The 15,491-nt window shown below is 43.5% G+C and carries 11 protein-coding genes and 2 tRNA genes; 8 read left to right on the top strand and 5 right to left on the bottom strand.

What is annotated here, in order from left to right; genetic code table 11:
- Positions 1-52: 52 nt before the first annotated feature.
- From gshA to RMX89_RS18820, 5 genes are all read left to right on the top strand, one after another.
- A complete protein-coding gene (gene gshA / locus RMX89_RS18840; RefSeq protein ID WP_322674338.1) occupies positions 53-1,192 on the top strand; it encodes a glutamate--cysteine ligase in 1,140 nt (379 codons plus the stop codon).
- 337 nt (positions 1,193-1,529) lie between these two features.
- On the top strand, positions 1,530-1,991 hold the full coding sequence (locus RMX89_RS18835) for a tRNA (cytidine(34)-2'-O)-methyltransferase (protein ID WP_322674339.1): 462 nt from the start codon (positions 1,530-1,532) through the stop codon (positions 1,989-1,991).
- A gap of 793 nt (positions 1,992-2,784) precedes the next feature.
- Positions 2,785-5,118, top strand: coding sequence for a peptidoglycan DD-metalloendopeptidase family protein (locus RMX89_RS18830; protein WP_322689998.1), 2,334 nt, complete (start codon positions 2,785-2,787; stop codon positions 5,116-5,118).
- A gap of 165 nt (positions 5,119-5,283) precedes the next feature.
- Positions 5,284-5,357: transfer RNA gene (locus tag RMX89_RS18825), tRNA-Met, on the top strand.
- A gap of 440 nt (positions 5,358-5,797) precedes the next feature.
- Positions 5,798-5,870, top strand: a tRNA-Ala gene (locus tag RMX89_RS18820).
- A gap of 123 nt (positions 5,871-5,993) precedes the next feature.
- Here the strand turns inward: RMX89_RS18820 and RMX89_RS18815 are convergent.
- On the bottom strand, positions 5,994-6,758 hold the full coding sequence (locus tag RMX89_RS18815; RefSeq protein WP_322689997.1) for a methyltransferase domain-containing protein: 765 nt from the start codon (positions 6,756-6,758) through the stop codon (positions 5,994-5,996).
- Between the two features lie 162 nt (positions 6,759-6,920).
- On the opposite strand from RMX89_RS18815, the gene hisC reads away from it, so the two are divergent.
- On the top strand, positions 6,921-7,970 hold the full coding sequence (gene hisC / locus RMX89_RS18810) for a histidinol-phosphate transaminase (protein WP_322689996.1): 1,050 nt from the start codon (positions 6,921-6,923) through the stop codon (positions 7,968-7,970).
- A 128-nt stretch (positions 7,971-8,098) separates the two neighbouring features.
- On the opposite strand, the gene RMX89_RS18805 is transcribed toward hisC, so the two are convergent.
- From RMX89_RS18805 to RMX89_RS18795, 3 genes are all read right to left on the bottom strand, one after another.
- Positions 8,099-10,210 (bottom strand): caspase family protein, encoded by a 2,112-nt coding sequence (locus RMX89_RS18805; protein WP_322689995.1) that lies wholly within the window; start codon positions 10,208-10,210, stop codon positions 8,099-8,101.
- 162 nt (positions 10,211-10,372) lie between these two features.
- Positions 10,373-11,551, bottom strand: coding sequence for a sulfate adenylyltransferase (gene sat, locus RMX89_RS18800; protein ID WP_322689994.1), 1,179 nt, complete (start codon positions 11,549-11,551; stop codon positions 10,373-10,375).
- A gap of 492 nt (positions 11,552-12,043) precedes the next feature.
- Positions 12,044-13,315: an FGGY-family carbohydrate kinase gene (locus tag RMX89_RS18795; protein ID WP_322689993.1), complete on the bottom strand. Its 1,272-nt coding sequence runs from the start codon at positions 13,313-13,315 to the stop codon at positions 12,044-12,046.
- 158 nt (positions 13,316-13,473) lie between these two features.
- On the opposite strand from RMX89_RS18795, the gene psaM reads away from it, so the two are divergent.
- The gene (gene psaM, locus RMX89_RS18790; protein WP_190912801.1) at positions 13,474-13,605 is read left to right on the top strand and encodes a photosystem I reaction center subunit XII; all 132 of its coding nucleotides are present in this window, start codon (positions 13,474-13,476) and stop codon (positions 13,603-13,605) included.
- Positions 13,606-13,922: 317 nt separating this feature from the next.
- A complete protein-coding gene (locus RMX89_RS18785) occupies positions 13,923-14,333 on the top strand; it encodes a hypothetical protein (protein WP_322674346.1) in 411 nt (136 codons plus the stop codon).
- 225 nt (positions 14,334-14,558) lie between these two features.
- On the opposite strand, the gene RMX89_RS18780 is transcribed toward RMX89_RS18785, so the two are convergent.
- Positions 14,559-15,278 (bottom strand): tetratricopeptide repeat protein, encoded by a 720-nt coding sequence (locus RMX89_RS18780; RefSeq protein ID WP_322689992.1) that lies wholly within the window; start codon positions 15,276-15,278, stop codon positions 14,559-14,561.
- Positions 15,279-15,491 lie beyond the last annotated feature (213 nt).

Genomic DNA, 15,491 nt, shown 5'->3' with positions numbered 1-15,491 from the left:
GATTCGTCTTGTTCGATACAATTTATAGGTAGAGAGAGCCGAGGAGAACAAGGTGGTCTTATTAAAAGGCTTTGAGATTGAGATGTACACGGGCACGCCTCAAGGTGAAATCGTCGGTCTCTCCGACAAAATTGTTGCGGCTTTGGATGGATTTATGCGCGAACCAGATAGCCGCAACGTCGAGTACATAACTCAACCATCCCATAATTACGAAAATTTATTGTGTGCCTTGCTGCGTCCCCGGCGGGAGTTGCGAAACTACCTCAATCGTTTGGGCGATTACACCTTAATACCAGGGAGTACTTTGTCTTTGGGTGGGGGCGATCGCTTTCTCCGTTCCGATCCAGCAAACCCCTATCATGATTACATTGAGAACACCTACGGCACGAAAGTAGTCACCGCAAGCGTACACATCAATGTCGGCATCAGCGACCCAGAAGTATTGATGCGGGCGTGTCGGGTAATCCGTATGGAAGCGCCCTTATTTCTCGCCCTCAGCGCCTCATCTCCGTTCTTGGATGGCAAAGCTACTGGCTATCACTCCACCCGTTGGGGCGTTTTCCCACAAACGCCCAGCCATGTGCCCTTATTTGCCAGCCACGCCGATCATATCCAGTGGGTGGAAGATCAACTCGTTGCCGGAACCATGCAGAATGTAAGGCATTTGTGGGCATCGGTGCGACCAAATGGCGATCGCCGTCCTTATGACTTGAATCGGCTAGAACTGCGAATTTGCGATTTAGTCACAGATCCCATTGCCTTATTGGCTATTACTGCCTTATTAGAAGCGCGTTTGTTGCAAATAATCGAAAACCCCAGCATCGATCCGTTAACCCAAAGCACTTTCTCTGCTGAAGAACTCGTCACCCTCACTGCTGACAACGAAGCTGCTGCTGCTGCTGGTAGTCTTGATGCTCAGTTGAGGCATTGGCAAGATGGCAGAAGTATTGTAGCCAGAGATTGGATTGCCGAAATTTACCAAGATGTTTGGGCGATCGCCAAGCAACAAGGTTTTAGCTGTTTCCTTTCGCCTTTGCACAAAATCCTCCGCGAAGGCAATGAAGCTCAACAGTGGTTGCAATTACACGCAGTCGGTTTTGACAGCCAACGCGTCATCACTCAGGCTATTATTGCCACCCAAGAGCGCGAAATCGAACTCGAAGACAAATTATGTTCGTCTCTGCTGGGTTAACTCAAAAGACATTGGGGATTGAGCATTGAGAAAACACTTTGTTTTATCCCCTTATCTCTCCACTTTCGTCTTCATACAAATGGTAGATTTTTTTGCAGGCACTACCAGCCCTAAAAAATACAAGTACTTACTTTGTCTACACAACACTTAATATTTCCCGATTGTAGCCAAATATCCTCTCAGGCATTGATCTGGGATAGTTTATACTTCCTTTTAAAAATCTAATCGATAGAGGATGCTTGATTATTATTAACAAAACCTATGAATAGCCTCTACCTTTTGGTAGATTTAACATTGACCATAATTTTTTTTATACAATACTTAAATTATACGGATAATGCCTCAGGTAGTTTTAGTGAACCCGCAGATACCTCCTAATACAGGTAATATTGCCCGTACTTGTGCAGCTACAGGTACAGAGTTGCATTTGGTGGGGCCTTTGGGGTTTGAAATTAGCGATCGCTACCTCAAAAGAGCCGGCTTAGATTACTGGCCTTATGTCAAACTACACTATCACGAATCACTAGAAGCCTTTAAAACCGTACATCAGAGGCGTGGCGGCAGATGGTTGGGTTATACGGTTAATGGAAATTGTAATTATGTAAGCTTTCAGTTTCAACCTGATGATTGGCTACTGTTTGGTAGTGAAACCACAGGCTTACCACCAGCAATTCTGTCAGATTGCGATGCTACCGTCTATATTCCCATGAGCCAACCAGGGGTTCGCAGCTTGAACCTGTCAGTGAGTGTAGCAATAGGCTTATTTGAAACCCGTCGTCAGTTAGGCTATTTAGAATAGTTGTTTACATGACTGCTTATAAGTGTATTTACTTATAAGCTTTCCAGAAACCTATTAGACGATTTATTTGTGACTGCAAAAATTTTCTTGATGACAGCAAGAATATGTAAAACAAGATACCAAAAATTGGGTTTATTCGCGAAATGTAGTGGAAGATACTTACAAGTATAGTAAGGTTATTATAAGAAATTTGTATATGAAACTTGGGATATTGCCGAATTTGAATGATAGATTTTGATGAATTTAAAACATCCTAAACTAGGAACGAAATTGCTAAAATCCAGTCATGTATTACATTTGAGCTATTTTTGCTCGATCGAGGACAGAAATCAGCCCAAAAGTAGCCGATAGTTAATACGGTTGTTTTTTAGGGAATAATCAACGTAAAGTCTCGTGTTGATGAAGACGGATGGGGTAGAAATATCTTGAAGATATCTACAGCAGGGGGCATAACTTTTCCAGAAGTCGCCGCAATTTAATTTTCAGCAGCGACTTGGACTTGGCAAATAGTTTGTCCAGTCCCCGCGATTGACGCAAGACAAGCGCGGATAATGGTAAAGAGTAAAATCTTCCTAAGTGGTGTTAGGAGTGGTTCGGACAAGTAAACACAGCAAAATTTAAGTTTTGCAAACAGATGTGAACTTGTCTAAATCAGAGAAGCAGGTTAATCTTGCGTAAGCATCTCTGGTGAATGTGATCTCGATCTATCATTTGTTGCGATCTAAATCATTGACTAGTATCCAACTGAAAAATCGAGGTTAGTTAAGCGCTAGTGATCGTAAGGAGGTCGTCTTTGAAACGAGCATTGAAAAAGAGAGTAAAAGCTGTGTTGAACAATACCCCTAGCAGCGATGATGCCCCGGTAGAACTGCTAAATGTGATGAATCCAAAAGTGAACAGCCGGGTGCGGACAAAAGCGGCGATGATTGGCTTGGCAATCTCTATGGGAGCAACCAGCCTTTTGGTGACTCGACAAAGCGATCAAGCCCAAGCAGCGGTGCCAGTAGGTAGCCAAAAGGCAACTTCAGCGATTCCTGCTGTTCCTGACACCGAGGTGAAATTCGCCTCCACTAAGCTGGAGTCCCAAGCAATCTCATCAGCGAGCGTGCCGGAAAATCCTGTAATCGTGGAACCAACGGCAGTATCACAAGTGCCTGGGCTTGAAGCTAAATGGCAAGTCGCGGCAAGTGGAATATCTTTGCAAGTTCCTGCACCAAACAAGTTTTCTCAAACAACAGCAGGTTATAAAAATTCCACTAACCTGAAGCCCAAAATGGCACAGGGATTGAACAATACCTTAGCCGAAACTAGTTTTCCAACAGTCAATAAGCTGTCTGACTATAGTGCTGATGGTGTTGATAGTACAAATACATCACTAACTGCCCAGCCACAAACAGTGGCAACGTCAACCGCAGCTAACAGTGAAATAAATGTACAACTTAAGGCGCAACAAGAGTTCGCACTAAATCGCTTACAAGAAAAATCAAACCGTTTAAGAAAGAGTCTGGCGCAATTGAAGTCTGGAGAGACCAAAAATTTATCACAAGCTGATATAGAATTGGCGCAGCCGAAAACTGTGGTTGAGAAGACTGCATTAGCAGTCCAGTCAGACACTTCTAGCGATCCAAGCCAAGCGAACCTGGTATCGAAGTTAAAACAGAAGACAAGAGACACTGCATCTGTACCATCGGCGCCAATAGTGATTGCCTCCTCGACGCATACAGCTTATGAAGTTAAACCTGGAGATACACTAGCAGCGATCGCTAGCAGATACAACACTTCAGTATCAGAACTAGTTAAAGCAAATAACCTCAATAATCCCAATGAACTGCGAATTAGTCAAAAACTAGTTATTCCTGCGGTTCAAACTCCTGCGGTTCAAATTCCTGCGGTTCAAATTCCTGCGGTTAAAGTTGAGGCAACTGTAGCGAGTCAGCCCACTTTTGTAGAGTCTAGCAAAACTCCTAATGTTGCTACCTCCCCTTTGAATATTGGTAGTGCTAACTCATATCTACCTAGTTCACCATCACCAACTATTGCCGACAACAGTAGCGTTGCCGTCCCTGCACCGGTAACTGTACAGATTCAGGCAAATAGTGCAACCGACTTAGAAACTGCCCCCCCTACAGCTAAGTCTTATGGCGTCGGTGGTGACATTCCAGTGCCACAAGCTTTTGCCGAGATGCAACAGCCGAAGACACCAGCAAATAGGGTAGCAAGGGTAAACAATAACAATAATGACCGTTTGCGGGGCTTACAAGCGGAAATCCAGAGGTTACAGCAGAAATATCGCGCTCAACAGTCTGGTAATTTAGTTGTGCCAGCAGCAGCGATCAAAGCAAATAATGCTGCTATACTCACTCCTATTTCTACGCCCAATAATTTAAGTGTACCTAACCCTGCATCTAGACCGAATAGTGTAGCAATACCAATTCCAGTTCCGACACCGATTCGGGCTAACTATAGCGTTCAGCCTAAGTCCCAATTCCATACTACTGTACGCCCTACCGAAGTAGTAAACCCAGAATTCTTGCCTAATCTGGGTTCTGCTAGCCAGTGGACTCCCTCTCGCACTCAATCTGCCACAAGGGTGGCAACGCCTCCTGGAAAAGTAAATGCCTCTGACTCCTTAGGAAAGATGCGAGGAACCACAGTTTCTCCACAGGTATTACCACCTTTGGCAGCAGTGGATCAATATCTTCCCAGACCCATTGACGAACTTACACCTCCTCCATCTTCCTCAACCTTAGCTTACACCTGGCCAGCAAAGGGAACCCTAACTTCTGGCTATGGCTGGCGCTGGGGTAGAATGCACAAAGGAATTGACGTTGCTAACTCCACTGGCACGCCAGTTGTAGCTTCAGCTGAGGGGACGATAGAAAAAGCTGGCTGGAACAATGGTGGCTATGGCAACCTCGTTGAAATCCGCCATCCTGATGGCAGCACGACTCGCTATGCTCATAACAGCAAGATTCTGGTGCAACCTGGTCAAGCAGTACATCAAGGAGAAACAATTGCTTTAATGGGTAGCACTGGTCACAGTACTGGGCCACACACCCACTTTGAAATCCATCCATCAGGCAAGGGTGCTGTTAACCCAATAGCTATGTTACCGCAACGCCTATAATTCTTGGCTGTCTGTAACTAAATCATTGCTTTGTTAGTTGAGGGAGTCTACCTCCCTCTTCTACTTTTATTACCTCAATAAGGATGAAAGTTCTAACAAAATTGCCAAATGGACTAGTCTTGAGCAAATTTCTATGCTACATTAGTTAATGATTTTGAAAAACATGGCTCAGTAGCTCAGTTGGTTAGAGCACGGGACTCATAAGCCTGGGGTCGTTGGTTCAACTCCGACCTGAGCCATTTTGAAAGAGCAATAACAAAATAGGGGTTTCAACTCCTAGTGTACATTCACAAATTAATGTCGCTATTTCACTAATTGGTGTTGTAGTTCATTCGAGATAACCGCTCACAAACTAATGTCGCAATATTAGAGACTTATCGACTGTGTACAGTGACTTGTTAAGACAAGTTCTCTTAATCAGTAATGCTTTTGATATTCTGCCATTTCTGCAAAGGATGTAAAACATCGCTGGCATTGTCCGCTTATCCATAAAGCCAGAATAGGAAAGGGTTTTTCACAGACAGGGCATTTTGATAACAAGCCTAACTGATGGCGATCGCATCCACATAACTTAATATAGGTGTCTTGACTTAAATTGCATAAACTTGCATAATAATAAAGCTAATACAATTTATAAAACTAATTAGTAAGCTTTTTAAGCTTATCTACTAGTTGTTTTGGGGTTATAGCGCAGTTGGTAGCGCACCTCAATGGCATTGAGGGGGTCAGCGGTTCGAATCCGCTTAGCTCCACTATTAAAACACAGCTGTTCAAAACCTGTTTTTGTGATTTGAAGGAGAAGTTGGACAACTTCTGCAACTTTATCTTCCAAATCAAGCAAGATCATGCTTGAAATCACAACTAGTTTCAGTTTCTTAAATACGCCCCCACATTAAGATGCGCTTGTAGGGAAAAAAGAACGGGCGCTCATCCTCTAATAACTCGAATAGCTTCTGCTGATAGCGTTCGACAAATCTCTCATAGGTTTGGGCATCCAGTAGGGACTCATAAGCCGTTAGCAATGTCCCGCGATACCACTCCACTACGGCTTCTCGTGAGGGCAACACATGCCCATAAATTTGAAGCTTGACTTCCTGCTTGACAAACCCCAACTTATAAAGAATTCGGGCGTATGTTTCTGGGGGAAGTACCTCTAAACGCCGCACATATCCTCTTAATTCTTGACTGAATTCCTGTGCAGTCTCAACTGCTATCTGATGCACTGGCTCACTATCCATCGTTGGTATTTGTACGGCAAGCTGTCCACCAGGTCGCAGTTTTGCCCGCAATTTCTCAAATAAAATCTCATGTCCCGTCAACCACTGCAATGCTGCATTAGAAAAAATCACATCAAACTCCCCATCTATTGGGTTTTTCTCAATCCGTCCTTGCTCAAACCGTAGTCCATTGCCTTCAAACTGACGCGCCTTTTCCAGCATTTTCTCAGAAGCATCTATCCCTAAAGTCTCGTGTGCTGCTAAGGTTTCATGCAGATATTTCGTTAACTTTCCGGTTCCACATCCTAAATCGAGAACTCGTAAGTTTTTTTGCCGATGTATCATATCTACCAAGTCGTAGAATGGACGACTTCTTTCAGCTTGAAATCGTTCGTATAGTTCTGGATTCCATTTATCTGACATATTTTTATAATTCGTAATTCGTAATTTATAAAGCCGTATTTTCTGATGTAAATGACAAAAAACGATATCGTCAGAAATTGCGGGTTGAAATTTGCTTAAGATACGTCATAAGGTGTCGCAGCTACGCCCGTCGTAGACATCCCACTCAATTTACCATGCCCTATGACCAACTATTTTCGCTCTAATGTTGATGCAATGGCTAGCTATGTTCCTGGCGAGCAGCCTCAACGTGGTACACAGATTATTAAACTTAACAGCAATGAGAATCCCTATCCTCCTTCTCCTGCGGCATTAGCTGTGTTACGAAATATTGATGGTGAGTGGTTGCGGCGGTATCCAGAACCTTTTGGGGGGGAATTTCGGCAAGCTGCAAGTAAAGTTTTAGGAGTTCCTAGTGATTGGATAATTGTCGGAAATGGCAGTGACGAATTGTTAAGTGTGGTGATTCGAGCCTGTGCTGAACCTGGGAAAAAGGTAGTTTATCCGATGCCTACTTACGTGCTATACCGGACATTGACAGAAATGCAAGCGGCGGAAATTATTGAGATTCCCTACAGCAAAGACTACAGCTTACCAAAGGACGAATTAGTTGCTGCCAATGGGGCTGTGACCTTTATTGCGTCGCCCAATAGTCCATCGGGACATGTGGTGGCAACAGATGAGTTGCGAAAATTAGCCAGCCACTTATCTGGAGTTTTAGTGATTGATGAAGCATACATAGATTTTACCGAAGAGAATGCATTGGCTTTGGTTAAGGAACACGAAAACGTCATTGTGCTTCGGACGCTATCTAAGGGGTACTCGTTGGCAGGATTGCGATTGGGCTTTGGGGTGGCGAATCCTAAACTTTTGCAGGGATTGTTTAAGGTTAAAGATAGCTATAACATTGATGCGATCGCTTGTGCAATTGGCACGGCTGCCATCACTGACCAAGCTTATAAAAATGCTTGTGTAGCCAAGATTAAAGCATCACGGACTAAGTTAGCAATAGACTTGAAACAATTAGGTTTTCACATCTGGGATTCCCAAGCTAACTTTTTGCTGGCGCAGCCAAGAGAAGGAAATGCAGAATATCTCTATCAAAAATTGAAGGAACGGGGAATTTTAATCCGCTACTTCAAGCAGCCTGGACTAGATGATAAATTACGCATCACTGTTGGGACAGATGAGCAAAATCAAGCTTTAGTAGAGGCACTAAGTAGGTGGGCGTAAATATTTGTCGTTAGGATAAGGCAGAGTCAGAAGTCAGAATTCATTCTGATTGTAAAAAGCAAATAGCGCAGCGTCTCGTAGAGAATGTCTTGATTCTGAATTTTGCATTCTTCTTCAATCACATTAACTTATAGCACTTGAAAACTAAAGCTAAGACTTGCCCAATTATTCACATCCAAGCTATGTGAATCGGCTGCTGTAACGTTCATCTCTGTTTTGAAGGCGCTAGCGTTATGTAAGTCTTGTAGCAAGGCTTGTACAACTTCTAAGGAATTTAACAATGGGCCAATTGGCCCTTGTTCGGTTGTGGAATACTTGGCAGTGTTCAAGGCGGCCAGAGTTCCGTTAAAGGGGGCAGTACTAAAAATCAGTTGGTGTTCGCACTCAGAAGCTGGCCCTGAAATCATCCATTCGGAAGCAGTATTCGTTTGGGGTAGGATGAGGGTTTCACCTGGAGCGATGACAACTTCTTTAAGCAGAGGTTTGGTGTCTGTGGTGTTTGGTTCTTGGAGAGTTTCCCAAGAATAGAAGGCGATCGCTGTATGATTATTGTTTAATCCCAGCAAGATTAAATATACTGGGCGATCGCTCTGGTTTTCTACCCGATATTGCATTTGACTACCGATAGGGACAATCGGAGTAGGGAGTGATTTTTGAATCGAAGTTTCTGTTTTGAAAGTTCGTACTGTTTCGCGCTGCATGATAACGCGAGGCGATATGTTGTTAATTATTTCTAAGGTTGTCTTGAGAGCCAAGCGGGAAGAACCTTGATTTTCTGTCAGTCGCCATAACTTGGCTGCTAACAAGGTTGATAATTTTGGTGCTAACTTTTGCACTGTTGATTTTACTGCTTCTCCTGCTTCCCCCGTGGCATTAGAAATTAGTTCGCCACTCAGAGAAAATAAACCATAACGACTAGGTGTTTGCTGTAGTTTGGCAAATAGATAATCAGCCGGTTTTTCCCCTGCGACTACGGTGGAGACATGGGGAAATCCAGCAAAAGCACTTGTAGCGTCTACGCGCTCAATTCTTTCTAATCCAGTATCCAGAGCAATTATTAAATTAATATTTCGGGGTAAAACCCGGACTGCTTCTTGGATAAGTTGCCCGATTTGTAGGGGATTTGCACCTTCTATTTGGGAAATTTGCGCTTTTGCTGTTAACCCAGTCCGCGATCGCAATACTAATTCTTCTCTTGTTGTTCCTAAAGTAAATCGAGAATTAACTCCGTAGTATAGCAGCACTTGTGGCGGTAATCCTGCTAACCACAGCTGGACTGTTTTACCGTCTTCTTCAATGGCTATCACCGCGCCTTCTGCACCAATAATACTGTCTGGCGGTAGAGACGTTAAATGTTGATTTTTTTGACTACTTAATAACCCTGGTTGCTGTTTACTACCCAATTTTGATAGAGAATTTTCCATATACCAGAGGGCGACTTGAATTTTGGTATTTGGGGTGAATTCCCACAAATACTGCGTCAAGGCGTAGGTAAATAACCCAGCACTAAAACCAGAAAAGAGTTCTTCCCTCGCCGACTGCTTGGGATTTAAGGTAGCTGCTAAGACAATCGGCGTGCTGGGTAACTTCTGAGTTTTAAGTTGTTGAAGAAAGTCGAGTTCTTCTGCTGCTAGCTTTGCCTCTACTGATTCTGGAAGGGCACGACTTTTTAATCCTAATACTGGGGTTGGCGCATAATAGTTAGTATCTAATACTGCTGTGACTCGTTCTGTAGGGAGCGATCGCAATAATAGCAGTAAAGTTTCTTCTAATATATAGTTGACTATTTTCTCTTCTTGTGGAGCAAAACTGGCATTAGCTGTCACCAGAGCATTTTGCATTGTCTCTGGCGATGTTTCCAATTTGACACGGCTGCCATAACCGCTAAAGTGGAAGAAGACCAGATCATCGGGTTTAGCTTGATTGCTCAAGCGATCTAAAAAAGCCGTCTCAATGAATTCCCTACTAGCTTCTTCCTCAGTTAAGGTTAGGATATCTGAGCCTTGGAAACCAAAGCGATGAATCAAAACTTCTCTTTGTAGTTCCACATCTGTCAGACAACCACTGAGGGCTGGAATTTTTGGGTATTGGTTAATACCAATTAACAATGCCAACTTGCGCGGACTGGGTTGTGCCAAAGCTTGATAATAGCGATTTCCTAAAGACAACCACTCAGCTTCAGTTATGCCCAATACCGCGAGTATTGAGCCAATTCTCTCTAAAAACGTGCGACGTTTCATAATTAGCTATCAGCCCTCAGCCATTCAGTTAGCAGCTTACAGGGCTGAACTCTGTATTGTAAAGTTACAAAAATCTGGGGAGCGGAGGGGCAGGGGAGAAATCAATTCAAAATTCAAAATTCAAAATTCAAAATTCAATCCCCATGCCCAATGCCCAATGCCCTAAGCCGTTACTTCTATACGCATTGCCCGTGCTAACTCTGCTGCTACCTCTGGACGAGAAAATTCTGGTGGAGGTAACTCACCGCGCCGCAGCATTTCCCTAACTTTTGTCCCTGATAGGTGAATGCGTTCTTCTGGCCTGCTGGGACTGGTTTTAGATGTTGCCATCTGCTTAGTGCGCGTGCAGTAAAAAGCGTGTTCAAATTTCATTGGCACAATGCCTAATTCGCTTGGCGCAAATTCATCAAAGATATACTGAGCATCATAAGTGCCATAATAGTCACCAACACCAGCATGATCTCGTCCGACGATAAAGTGAGTACAGCCGTAGTTTTTACGGACTAAAGCATGGAATATGGCTTCACGAGGCCCAGCATAGCGCATTGCGGCGGGATTAATTGCCAAAGTTACCCTGTCTAAGGGGTAGTAGTGTTCCAGCAAAATTTCATAGCAGCGCATCCGTACATCAGCGGCGATATCATCTTCTTTTGTCGCCCCGACTAATGGGTGCAAAAATAGACCATCAACAGTTTCTAAGGCGCACTTTTGAATATATTCATGGGCGCGGTGGATGGGGTTGCGAGTTTGAAAGCCGACGATAGTTTTCCAACCCTTGTCTTGAAATAGTTGCCGTGAAGCAACTGGATCGATTTGGTAACTGGGAAACTGGGAATGAGGTTCGCGTTGCAACAACCAAATATCACCCGCCAGATGTACGCTACCTTGGTTATAGAGTACCTGTACGCCGGGATGATTGACATCATTAGTACGGTAGACTTTTATTGCTTCGCGGATTTTGTCGTAATGATATTTTTGCGTAAGTTGCAAAACTCCGATAAATTCGCCTTTGGAGTTATCCAGACGGATTAAGCCGCCTTCTTGCAACGGGGAAGCTACTTCTTCGCTTACCGATAGTGTAATCGGAATTGACCACACAAGACCGTTGGCTAATCGCATTTCTGTCACAGTGCGATCGTAGTCTTCTTGGTTCATAAAACCCGTCAGCGGACTAAAAGCACCGATCGCAATCATTTCTAAATCGGAAACGGCGCGATCGTCAAGTTGCACTCGTGGCAAAAAGTCAGCTTTTGAGAGAAACTCTGCTCTTTGTTCTGATGTGGCGATACGGTTAACCAACTGTCCACCGTGGGGGGCTATGGCATCTGGATTGTGACTCAACTTAATCCCCTCTCTGCTTTTACTGTTATTGTTTCAGATTATGTACTAACTTATCAAATGCTGGTACGTAGAGAAAAATAGTTTAGGCATTGGGTACAAGAGGCAGAGGAGCAGCACTTCTCTACGAGACGCTGCGCGAACGACTACGCTCAGTGACCGAGGGGTATGGGGCAAACTAAATATTAAAAGCGATCGAATCCGAGTCCTTAGCCTTACCTTTTCCCTAGATGATAATCTCGATCGCGCCGATCAAACCTTCTTCAAGAACTTTTAGATTTTCTCCTAATTCTCTCAGAATTTATACCAGTAATGAGTAAAGGGGATCGATGACATTCGCTTGCTGCGAAGCACCCATCCCCGAATAGCTGCCCAGATAATGAACCTGGAATCTATAGTCCGGTATCTAATCATCCCAGTATCGGCCGAGATATGTCGATTGTCACTGGGATAGATACTGATTTAGAAGATATCTACAAAAATATAGGTACACAATTACTCTTTTTCAACGCTTCTTCTATTCCCCATCGCCAACAGTGCTGTCCCGTAAGCTGCTTCTGTGTACGCTGACGCTACTACAGGAACCTGCAAATGACGCGCCCTAATTGCAGTCCAAGTATCATTCGCCGCACCACCACCAGCGGTATAAACACGGCTCAATTTGTCTGCTCCCATTTGTTGTAATAATTCATACCCTCGCGTTTCTATGCGGGCAATGCTTTCTAACAACCCATGCAAAAATTCTACTGGGTTATCTGGGCGTGGTGACAAACGTGGGGATAGATTGGGATCGTTAATCGGAAAGCGATCGCCTACCTTCAACAACGGATAATAATCTAACTCGCTGGCAATTGAAGCATCAATCTCCCGACTAAGGCTTGCTAACTCAGGGTTGGTGAAAAATTGCTTTAGTACTGCACCCCCAGTATTAGAAGCACCCCCAGTCAGCCACAAATCACCCAACCGATGGCTGTAAATTCCATATCTGGCATCTTCTTGACGGGTACAACTTAACAACTTTAGTACCAACGTTGAACCAAGGGAAGTCACGGCTTCACCAGGTAATTTTGCCCCACTGGCAAGAAAAGCGGCAATACTATCGGTTGTACCAGCACACACCAGACAATTACGACTTAAACCAAACTTGTCCGCAATTTCAGAACGCAATTCGGCAATGGGAGTCCCAGGAGTTAAAACTTTGGGTAGCTGAATTGGTATTTGCAACAATTCTAGCCATTCTGGATATTTCAACTCTTCCACGTCATAACCCAGCTTTAAAGCATTATGATAATCGCTAATTCCCAACTGTCCATGTAGGAGAAACGCCAGCCAATCTGCTTGATGCAGGAAATATCTAGCTTCAATAAAAGAAGGTAATTGTCTCATCCACAAAAGTTTGGCTAGGCTAGAGGTGGCACTCAACACAGTATGATTGGGGGGTGCAATACTCCTCAAATGCTCTAGTACTAACGATCCCCGCGCATCGTTATATAGCAATGGTGCATCTACAGGGTTGCCAGCAGCATCGACCAGCAAGACGGTAGAGGAAGTACCATTAATTGCGATCGCTTTAATTTCTCGCCGCAATTGATCGGGTATTTGTTCCACCAACGTAAACAAAGCCTCCTGCCAAATTTTTGGCGTAACGGCATTTGGTGAGCCATCGAAGGGATATCGCACCTCTCTCTGAATACAAGAGGCTTCCTCGTCAATCACCACACCGCGTCCGCCAGATGTGCCGAAGTCGATACCCAGATATAAATTCATAATTTTTATAAATTTTTTTAATGGAGAATAAATAAGAACTACTGACCAATAACTGCTTTTGTTGCATCTTGTAACAAGATATTCCACAATTCTGGCAAAACAAGGAAAAGTAGTAAACGAACTGTTCAAAATCAATTCAGGTTAGGAGGTTTTCAGCCATGCCTATCTTAGATACTCTGTACATCGCTCAAGTGTCTTCCATCTCAGATACTCAAGTCTACATCGCTCTAGTTGTAGCCTTGATCCCAGGAGTTCTGGCTTGGCGATTAGCCACAGAACTTTACAAATAACGCTCCGATGTGACACAGTTAAAAAGCTAATAATCCTGGCAGTACGGGGTGCAATTTCCAGACTTTATGGCTTTATGTCACAAGTACCTAGAAACCTTGCACTTACGTAAGCCAGGTTATTTTTTAACTAGTGCGACACTTGTAGCTATTTCAAAAAAATGAAGTAATATGACAGCTAAATCAAGCATTCAGGAGTGCTGGCATCTGAGTGCTAAGTGCTGAGTGCTGAGTTGGAAATCTCACTAAGCACTCATAACTCATAACTCAGCACTCTTGATAGTACTTCCCTTCACTAAGCGAGGTTATCTTTTAGCATCATGAACGCGATTCAACCCTCCAGACCCCCGTTACAACCTATACAAAAACGCCGGGTCATTTCTCGACCAAAGCGGCATCTTCGTCAACGTTCTTACAAGGTGATGGCACTAGAAAGCACAGCCAAAATAGCGGTCAATCTTGTGATTACAGCCGTTGCAGCATCTGCTTTAACACAACTCTTGCCTTATCATTGGTTGCAGCAAGAAAAATTGCGAGAAATGAGTACTGAAGTCAAGCTGATGGAAGGACACGTCAATGGTTTACAGGCGGAATTTAGCCGTAACTTTGATCCCCAAGAAGCTAAAATTATCAGACAAAGACAAGGATACCGATTCGATCCCAGCCAGCGTCAGATCGTGTTGATGAATCAAGATCGCCGAGAAGATGAGCAAACAGACTCGTCACCCTAAGACAAATGGCGAATTTGGGATTATTTAGGTTTATTGTGATTTAGGCTACGTCTAAACCGGGTGTTAATTTATATTATTGCTAATAAATAATGGTTAATAGCTAATTTTTGAATAGCTATATAGTTATCATCTATTAGTTATTAGCGATACAGCGTCACTAAACTCTAGTTCAAAATTAATCAATTATTTTGAATTTTAAATCCCCCAGAAGAACTAATCTACCAATTAGGACGCTGATTGAGATAGTAACTCGTCTAACCAATTTTCGAGTTGTAAACGCAAGCGACAACCAGTAATATCCTTATCATTGTCGAGAGAGGGTAGTTGAGTGAGGGCGCGACGATAATCAGCGATCGCACAATTCCAGTCGCCCCAAAGATGGTAAGTCCTGCCGCGTTCAGCCCAGATATGACCTTCTAGTTGACCTAAAAGCAGTGCTAGCTCAAAATTCTCAATTGCCACCTCGTATTGCCCCAAATCGCGCCAGGTAATGCCTCGATTAATCCACGCCCGAACATGGTGAGGTTTCAAATCAATCGCTCGATCGTAGTCGGCAATAGCTACTGCTAATTCTCCACAAGCTGCGTAGTAATTTGCGCGGTTATTATAAGCACTAGCCAAATAAGGATTAAGTTTAAGGGCGGTATTATAATCGGAAAGCGCTTTTTCCCTTTCACCACTTTGGAAATAAATTAACCCTCGGTTGTTGTAATCAACGGCATTGTCGGGATGGCGGAAAATTAGTTGGCTTAAAAGTGCGATCGCTTGGGTATAATCTCCTTGTTGAGCCAACCTCAAAGCACAAGAGCGCAAGTCGCTATCCCCAAAAATAGATTCGCTGCGATCGCTTTTCCTCCGCTCTTGAAGTTTGCTTGTAGTATTTAGAACATACTTGTATTGGTTACTTCGCTGGTCATCGTCAGCTAAAAATGAGTAAATATTCATCTTTCCCTGCTTGAAATCCCTGCTTTTTTAAATAAAAATCTAATTTTTTAAGGCTGGTGGTTTTACCACTATCTTTATTTTCAAGGTACTTATGGTTACTTGAAGCCATCTGAAGACTGAGATTTAAACTACTCACACCAGTAGAAATCTACCCCTTAAATAAACAATTGCTCCTCAAAGCTATTCATAGATACTCGATCCCGAAGATGAATT

The organism is Nostoc sp. DedSLP04, from assembly GCF_034530775.1.
In the GTDB taxonomy this organism is placed as follows: Bacteria; Cyanobacteriota; Cyanobacteriia; order Cyanobacteriales; family Nostocaceae; genus Nostoc.
This window is presented reverse-complemented; position numbering and strand designations above follow the sequence as displayed.

Bases quoted from the DNA above. Each gene is read 5' to 3' on its own strand.
- RMX89_RS18835 (WP_322674339.1), top strand. From the start codon at position 1,530: ATGCCTCAGGTAGTTTTAGTGAACCCGCAGATACCTCCTAATACAGGT.
- RMX89_RS18815 (WP_322689997.1), bottom strand. From the start codon at position 6,758: ATGTCAGATAAATGGAATCCAGAACTATACGAACGATTTCAAGCTGAA.
- hisC (WP_322689996.1), top strand. From the start codon at position 6,921: ATGACCAACTATTTTCGCTCTAATGTTGATGCAATGGCTAGCTATGTT.
- RMX89_RS18805 (WP_322689995.1), bottom strand. From the start codon at position 10,210: ATGAAACGTCGCACGTTTTTAGAGAGAATTGGCTCAATACTCGCGGTA.
- RMX89_RS18795 (WP_322689993.1), bottom strand. From the start codon at position 13,315: ATGAATTTATATCTGGGTATCGACTTCGGCACATCTGGCGGACGCGGT.
- psaM (WP_190912801.1), top strand. From the start codon at position 13,474: ATGCCTATCTTAGATACTCTGTACATCGCTCAAGTGTCTTCCATCTCA.
- RMX89_RS18785 (WP_322674346.1), top strand. From the start codon at position 13,923: ATGAACGCGATTCAACCCTCCAGACCCCCGTTACAACCTATACAAAAA.
- RMX89_RS18780 (WP_322689992.1), bottom strand. From the start codon at position 15,278: ATGAATATTTACTCATTTTTAGCTGACGATGACCAGCGAAGTAACCAA.